The sequence below is a fragment of the Porphyromonas sp. genome, from assembly GCF_030529325.1.
Classification (GTDB): domain Bacteria; phylum Bacteroidota; class Bacteroidia; order Bacteroidales; family Porphyromonadaceae; genus Porphyromonas_A.
The window spans coordinates 1-7,317 of sequence record NZ_JAUMXC010000069.1 but is presented as its reverse complement, the minus strand read 5'-3'; the positions used below and the strand labels follow the sequence as shown (position 1 = coordinate 7,317).

General features: G+C 46.4%; 7 protein-coding genes and 1 tRNA gene. 1 reads left to right on the top strand and 7 read right to left on the bottom strand.

From position 1 onward, the window contains the following. The first annotated feature begins 6 nt into the window (after positions 1–6). A tRNA-Val gene (locus tag Q4A14_RS08435) sits at positions 7–81 on the top strand. Between the two features lie 293 nt (positions 82–374). On the opposite strand, the gene Q4A14_RS08430 is transcribed toward Q4A14_RS08435, so the two are convergent. From Q4A14_RS08430 to gdhA, 7 genes are all read right to left on the bottom strand, one after another. Beyond that, entirely contained in the window at positions 375–542 is a 168-nt protein-coding gene (locus tag Q4A14_RS08430; protein ID WP_303171400.1) for a DUF362 domain-containing protein, read from the bottom strand. 274 nt (positions 543–816) lie between these two features. After that, entirely contained in the window at positions 817–2,787 is a 1,971-nt protein-coding gene (locus Q4A14_RS08425; RefSeq protein ID WP_303171399.1) for a fructose-1,6-bisphosphatase, read from the bottom strand. Between the two features lie 27 nt (positions 2,788–2,814). Continuing rightward, positions 2,815–3,423 carry a Maf family nucleotide pyrophosphatase gene (locus Q4A14_RS08420; protein WP_303171398.1) on the bottom strand — a complete coding sequence of 203 codons (609 nt, stop codon included), beginning with the start codon at positions 3,421–3,423 and terminating at the stop codon, positions 2,815–2,817. Between the two features lie 17 nt (positions 3,424–3,440). Next, positions 3,441–3,962, bottom strand: coding sequence for an HAD family hydrolase (locus Q4A14_RS08415; protein ID WP_303171396.1), 522 nt, complete (start codon positions 3,960–3,962; stop codon positions 3,441–3,443). Continuing rightward, positions 3,959–4,756 carry a Rossmann-like and DUF2520 domain-containing protein gene (locus Q4A14_RS08410; protein WP_303171395.1) on the bottom strand — a complete coding sequence of 266 codons (798 nt, stop codon included), beginning with the start codon at positions 4,754–4,756 and terminating at the stop codon, positions 3,959–3,961. The genes Q4A14_RS08415 and Q4A14_RS08410 overlap by 4 nt, the downstream gene beginning before the upstream one ends. Then, complete coding sequence (locus Q4A14_RS08405) at positions 4,749–5,291, bottom strand: nitroreductase family protein (protein ID WP_303171394.1); 543 nt, start codon at positions 5,289–5,291, stop codon at positions 4,749–4,751. The genes Q4A14_RS08410 and Q4A14_RS08405 overlap by 8 nt, the downstream gene beginning before the upstream one ends. Before the next feature lie 303 nt (positions 5,292–5,594). Further along, positions 5,595–6,926, bottom strand: a complete 1,332-nt coding sequence (gdhA, locus tag Q4A14_RS08400) for an NADP-specific glutamate dehydrogenase (protein WP_303171392.1) — start codon at positions 6,924–6,926, stop codon at positions 5,595–5,597. Positions 6,927–7,317 lie beyond the last annotated feature (391 nt).

Below are 7,317 nucleotides of genomic sequence, written 5' to 3'. Positions count from 1 at the left end.
ACAATCGGGCTCTTAGCTCAGCTGGTTTAGAGCATCTGCCTTACAAGCAGAGGGTCGGCGGTTCGAATCCGTCAGGGCCCACAAAAAGAGGACTGAAGTCGACATTATGTTGATTTTAGTCCTCTTTTTTATTGCCTTTTGTGATGGGTGTATTTCTTTGTGATGTTTAGGTATCTATCGAGGAGAATCCTTTGAGGTTACTTTTTTATCCTCTTCCTTTTTTTTGAAAAATTGTGGAGCCTTAAAGTGAATCGCTCACCGTTTTTGTCCTCGGTGGCACTCCGTATAGACGAAAAATAAAAAGGCGATGTATCTATCGGAAGATACATCGCCCTAAATTCAAGAGTGAGTGTTGTTTTAGTTCTCTTTTTAGCTTACTGTGCTGAGATAGCCTCAGAAGGGCATACTCCGGCGCAAGCACCACAGTCGATGCAAGCATCAGCGTCGATTATGTAGATATCGCCTTCAGAGATTGCAGATACTGGACATTCGTCGATGCAAGAACCGCATGCTACGCAGCTGTCAGAAATTACGTGTGCCATAATGTTATGAGTTTATGAGTTATTTAGTTTGTTAATTTCTCCTTCTGTTTGGAGCGTTATTATTGACTCCTAATTACACTGCAAATATACAGCTATATTTCTATATATACCTATAAGTAGGTATAAAAATTTCAATTTGGGGCTAAATATTTTTGATTAGGTAGTTGCTGTTTTTGATTAGTTGTTCTTTAATATATTGATTATTAGATAGAAAAACGGATCTTTGAGAATTTCTCAAAGAGCCGTTGCTTTTTGTCGTTATATACCTACTTGATTAGATCTTCCCGTATTTATATGCTTCGAGAAGAGCTGTGAGGGCATCTACTTCGCCTTGGAGTATCTTGCCGTTGTCAGTGTCGGCAACAAGGATACGGTGGCTCGAGCTGGTCTTGACCACTGTGGAGCTCTGAATGTCGTCCATGTTTTCAATAGCTTCTTTGGTCGAGCTAAATGGTTCGTGCTGAACGAGATGAAGTCCGTGAGAATTGTAGATGAGCGTATAGCCTGCAATACCGGTACTCTTTTGGTAAGCGTGGCTGAACCCTCCATCGATAAGTACCATACGTCCACCGGCTTGTATTGGTTGTTCGCCCTTGATGGCTTTTACAGGGACGTGTCCATTGATGATGTGGCAGTCAGGGCCGGCAAGACCAAACTCTTGGAGGATGGTGTTGCACATCTCTTCTTCTTTACGATAGATGAAGTAGTAACCCTTGTTTTCCTTGTGTGTCTCTTTGTCCTCGATGAAGTAACGCTCAAGTGTCGTCATCGCATCTTTGTCAAAGAGTGGAGAGTCCGGTCCACACCAGAGATACCACATAAAGTCGATGGCAGACTGCTTCTTGAGCTTGGAGCCTTTTTTGCGTCCTACGTGTGCTTCTCGCACGATACTGTCGATCTTTTCGTATAGAGCCTTTCCTGCGTACTTCTTCCCTTCGATCTCCACAGCTCTGAATGAACGGTCTTCGTTGAGGGGGACAGAGGCGTGATAAAGGAGGTTATCATTCATGGTAAGGACCATACTGCCGTACTTATACATCAGACCGATGTGGTGCTGGAGCTTTTCACTGCTGCGGAAATTGTCCATGAGGCGATCGACGACACTTTGCTCTTCTTCAGTGAGAGCATATGGGTCTTTCGGATCGATCGTAGGGAAGTTTTTATCTAACAGTGGGTAAGTACCGCCCGATGGTAAGGTGATCGTCCCGGCTTCCTTGTCTATCAGGTGAAGGAGATTACGCCCCTCCATCTTGTACTCAGGGTGACGTTGGATGATCTGGTACTCGAGCTTGAATTGTATGATGGAGATCGCTTTGTGCATCTGAGCCAATAGGTATACACTGCCTTCGTCATAGACTCTGTCGGCAGTTGCCAACTTAGGCATGAAGACCGTACATGGATCATCAGCGTAAGTCTTCATCGCAAAGCGTGCAAGAGGCAAGAGGTTGATGCCGTAACCATCTTCAATGGTGTTGAGGTTGGCATAGCGTAGGGAGATACGCATGACATTTGCCATTGAGGCTGCATTACCGCAGGCTGCTCCCATCCATACCATATCATGATTACCCCACTGCATATCCCAGTTGTGGTAACTGTCGAGTGTATCCATGATGTGATGCGCTCCCGGACCTCTGTCATAGATGTCTCCGACGATGTGTAGTTTGTCGATGACAAGCCTTTTGATGGTCTTGCATATAGCAACAATGAAGTCTTCGGCTTTGCCGGTCTGTATGATTGAGTTGAAGATGCTTTGGTAGTACATTGTCTTGTGCGTGTTGGTCGCATCTTCGTGAAGGAGCTCTTGTATGATGTAACTGTACTTTGAGGGCAAAGACTTGCGTACCTTACTACGTGTGTACTTTTCGCCCGCCTTACGACAGACTTGTACCAACTGGTTCAGGACGACCATGTACCAGTCTTCGATATTTGCCTCTCGCTTGCGTATTACATCCATCACCTCATTGGGGTAGTATATCAGTGTGCATAGCTCTCTCTTTTCATCTTGGCGTACCGATGTCCCGAAAAGCTCATCCACCTTGCGACGAATGCTACCGGATGCGTTTTGCAATACGTGCTTAAATGCCTCATGTTCGCCATGGATATCTGCGAGGAAGTGTTCGGTCCCCTTTGGCAGACTAAGTATAGCTTGCAGATTGATGATCTCTGTCGCTGCGGATGTTGCTGTGGGGAATTGTTTGGAAAGGAGTTTAAGGTACTCCTTGTCATATTTCTTCTTTTGTGTCATATGAGTAGTATTATTGTTTTATCTGTCTTATGATCTTGCCAAGAACGCCTTGAGATCTCTGTAAATGAGTGCTGTTGGCAGACCTATGATATTATTGTAGGAGCCCTCTATCTCTTCGACGGCTATGAGGCCTATCCAATCTTGCACACCGTAGGAGCCTGCTTTGTCTAAAACTTCGCAGCGTTGTATATAGTAGTCTATCTCCTGCTCTTCGAGGGGCGCAAAGCGTATTTTGCTTGTTGCTTTGCCTTTTGTGATCGCACCATGAGCATCCATGATTACATAACCCGTGATGACGGTATTTGTTTTGCCACTGAGGCGTCTTAGGCTGTCACGAGCATCATCGAGGTCTGCGGGCTTACCCAAAAGGTCATTTTCCAAGAGCACCACCGTATCTGCTGTGATCAGTATCTCGTTTTCGGCAAGGGTAGGGAGGAGGTGTTCGGCTTTCAACTGAGAAAGATAGACAGGTACCTCAGCTTTTTCCAATGTGTCGGGATAGGTCTCATCTATGTCGGGAGGGCGTACATCCACATCCACCCCAAGTTCGTTAAGTAGCTGTATCCGACGTGGAGACTGTGACCCGAGGACGATCCTACGACCGTTCAGGAGCGAATTTATGGGGGCTTTCATCATAATTTTTGAAGAATGTTTCACCACCCGAAAGCGGTCTCATTCATCCATAAGTTTTTTACTTTAAGGAGTTCCTCAAGGATGTCTCGTGCCACACCCATTCCCCCACTTACAGGAGAGATATAGTTGGCTATCGCTTTCACTTCCGGAGCAGCATCGGCAGGAGCGACGCAGAATCCGCAATACTTCATTACCTCTATGTCCGGCAGATCGTCTCCCACATAGATGATGCGTTCGGCAGGTATGCCGGTCTTCTGGATAAAGTCCCTCAGAGCTTCTATCTTGTATGGGATACCCATGTAGATGTGTTTCATCCCGAGCCCTTCGTATCTTTTGGGTAGAGCTTCCGAGTAGCCCCCGGAGATGATCCCCAGGGTGATTCCTTTTTCTATTGCCATCTTTATGGCATAGCCATCACGTACATTCAGTGTACGCTGGGGGACTCCATCCGAGCCCATCGGTATGGTAATCTGTGATAGCACACCATCCACATCAAAGATGACGGCCTCAAATGCCGAAATATTTATACTCAGTTTGCTCATTGTGAATCCTTTCTTTTGGTATGTTTATTTATTATCGAGCGATTTATCTCCTCGTAGAGTTTTGCCAAGTCCGGTTGTGCTTTCAGTAGTTTTACATGGTTTTCCATCGTTGCGGTGTCACATCTTGATGCCGGTCCGGTCTGTCCCTCTGCGGGATGCATCGTTTCAAGTTTTGCCAAAGTCTCCTTCATCAGCGGTATGAGAGTACTTGGGTCAAGTTTTGCAGTCTCCATCACCTCGTAGGCCAGAGTGTACATATGATTGACGAAGTTGCAGGCAAAGACAGCAGCCAAGTGGATCTGTCTGCGAGATGCACTGTCACACCATGTTGTCTGTCGAGTACCAAGTGCTGAGACGATGGATAGTAACATGTCTTTACTTTCGGGTGAAGAGCTTTCAAGGAAAAACGGAATCTCTGCGGCCTTCAACTCTCTTTCCTTACTGAACGTCTGCAGTGGATAGAGTACACCGTGGTGCTTCGCCTTGCCAAGGACATCTGCCGATGTACTGCCGGACGTGTGCAGTACCACATGGAGATAGTTTTCAGGTATTGTCTTGGCGAGAGTCAGCAGAGCATTGTCACTCACCGCCAGGAGGACGAAGTCCGTATCCACAGCCCACACCCCTTCTATTGTTTCTATCGCTTTACTCCTCAGTTCTCTGGCAAGGGTATCTGCGTTCTCCTTTGTCCTGCTGTGCACACCGACGCATCGCATCCCCACGGCCTTTAATGCTTTGGAGAGATGTGTGGCGACCCTGCCACTTCCTACGATGACGAATGTGTGATTATTCATGTCCGGGTGTTATGTTGCGATCTTCAAAATGGTCTATAAAGACTCTTTCCCACTCTATTTCTTCCTTGCGAGGCTCGAGATCTTCATCTTTGGGTATCCCTATGGCTATGAGGCAAAGTACAGCATCGTCCTTGGGTATTCCGAGTTCTGCCTTTACGAAGGCCTCTGCACCGAGCGAATCATTGACATGCACCCAACAAGAACCCAAGTCCAGATCCGTCACCGCCAGCTGTATGTATGATGCTGCTATCGCGCAGTCCACATACGGGCGCGCTGCCCGAGTCGTATCCGAGCATACCGCTATGGCAAGTGCTCCTGCTCCGATTGCTGAGGCTCCTGTCGGTTTGCATTGTGAGAGCCGGTTGAGTTTTTCCTTATCTTCTATCACGACAAAGTAAGTTGCTCTACGATTCCGTGCCGTAGGTGCTTTGAGCGCAGTCTCCAATATATCTCTCAGCGCATCCGGCTCTATCGAGCCTCCTAAAAACCTGCGAACTGTCCTGCGCTTACTGCTGATGAAGTTGATATGTGACATACCTTATCGTCGTGCAAAATTAATGTGCAACCCTTTTCTGATAGGTGTTTTGCCCAAACAGCCTATAATACAAAGATAACATCATCTCTCCAATGTGCCACACTCTTGCGCCACTCTTTTTTTTGCTATGTCTGTGATGCTTGTCTTTGTCAGGATCAAGATTGGGGCTATGAGACCCTCAAGGAGATACTGCTCCCAAAACGCGTTTTGGGTGCATGTGAAGGGGTAAAGAAAACGAGTGCTCTGAGGGGTGAACCTCAGGCACTCGTCCTGTATATGCGGAAAAGGTTGTCCTAACAAAGATTAGACGATACCTTGTTCGAGCATTGCACGTGCAACTTTCATGAAGCCTGCGATGTTTGCACCCTTCACGTAGTTGATGTAGTCACCTTCACGACCGAACTCAACACATTGATTGTGGATGTCGCTCATGATTTGGTGTAGTTTAGCGTCAACTTCTTCAGCTGTCCAAGAGATGTGCATTGCGTTTTGTGTCATTTCGAGACCTGATGTAGCAACACCACCCGCGTTCACTGCCTTACCCGGAGCGAAGAGGATCTTCTTTTCAACGAAGTATTCAGATGCTTCTGCTGTGCAACCCATGTTAGACACTTCGCATACGCAGAGAGTACCGTTTGCTTCGAGTTGCTTAGCATCTTCGAGGTTAAGCTCGTTTTGAGTAGCACAAGGAAGAGCGATGTCTACCTTTTGTTCCCATGGCTTCTTGCCTGCGAAGAACTTAGCTCCGTACTTTTCAGCGTAAGGAGCTACGATGTCGTTACCGCTGTTGCGGAGTTCGAGCATATAGTCGATCTTTTCGCCGCTGATACCGTTTTCGTCGTAAACGTAACCGTCAGGACCGGAGATAGTCACCACCTTGGCACCAAGCTCAGTAGCCTTAGCAGCAGCACCCCAAGCAACGTTACCGAAACCGGAGATGGCTACAGTCTTGCCCTTCAAGCTGTGGTTGTGTGTAGCGAGGAGTTGGTCAAGGAAGTAGATAGCACCGTAACCCGTAGCTTCAGGACGGAGGATAGATCCACCGAAAGTCATACCCTTACCTGTGAATGTGCCTGTATTTTCGCGAGCGAGTTTGCGGTACATACCGTACATGTAAGCAACTTCACGACCTCCTACACCGATATCACCTGCAGGGACGTCTGTGTCAGGACCGATGTTTCTCCAAAGCTCTGTGATGAATGATTGGCAGAATCTCATGATTTCGCCATCTGTACGACCCTTAGGAGAGAAGTCAGCACCACCTTTACCACCACCCATAGGAAGAGTAGTGAGAGCGTTTTTGAATGTTTGCTCAAATCCGAGGAACTTGAGGATTGAAAGGTTTACTGAAGGATGGAAGCGGATACCACCTTTGTAAGGACCGATGCAGTTGTTGAACTGTACACGGTAACCGATGTTTACGTGTACTTCACCATTGTCGTCTACCCAGGGCACACGGAATGTGAAGACACGATCCGGCTCGACCATGCGTTCGATGATCTTAGCTTTTTCAAACTCTGGGTGTTGGTTGTACACTTCTTCAATCGACAAGAGGACTTCTCTTACCGCTTGTAGATACTCAGACTCACCTGGGTGTCTCGCTTCTAATGCAGACAAGATTTCTTGGGTTTTCATCTTGTATTATATAAGTTAATGAATTAAATAAATTGATTTCATTATTTTCAATACTTGTCTCCGTTAAGGGACACACAAATGTATTGATAAAAAATGTATTTGCAATACTTATTTCTGAGTTTTTTCTCTTATTTCATTTTTGTCTGATTTCAGCTATTCGGGCGACCTTGTTTTTGCAATAAAAAGACGGAAAGAGTGTACCGGAAAGGCTACAAATACACACTCATAAGATAGGGAAAAATGATCTATGGGATGATGTTCTCGAGCCGCTTTCCAAAAATCAGATAAAAGGAGGGAGAGAGTTTACTATATGTTCTCAAATAATATATGTGAAGGATGCAAGCGGTAAACCTGTTCGTAAAGGTCCCGGGTGAAGCTCTCGGGGTTGTCG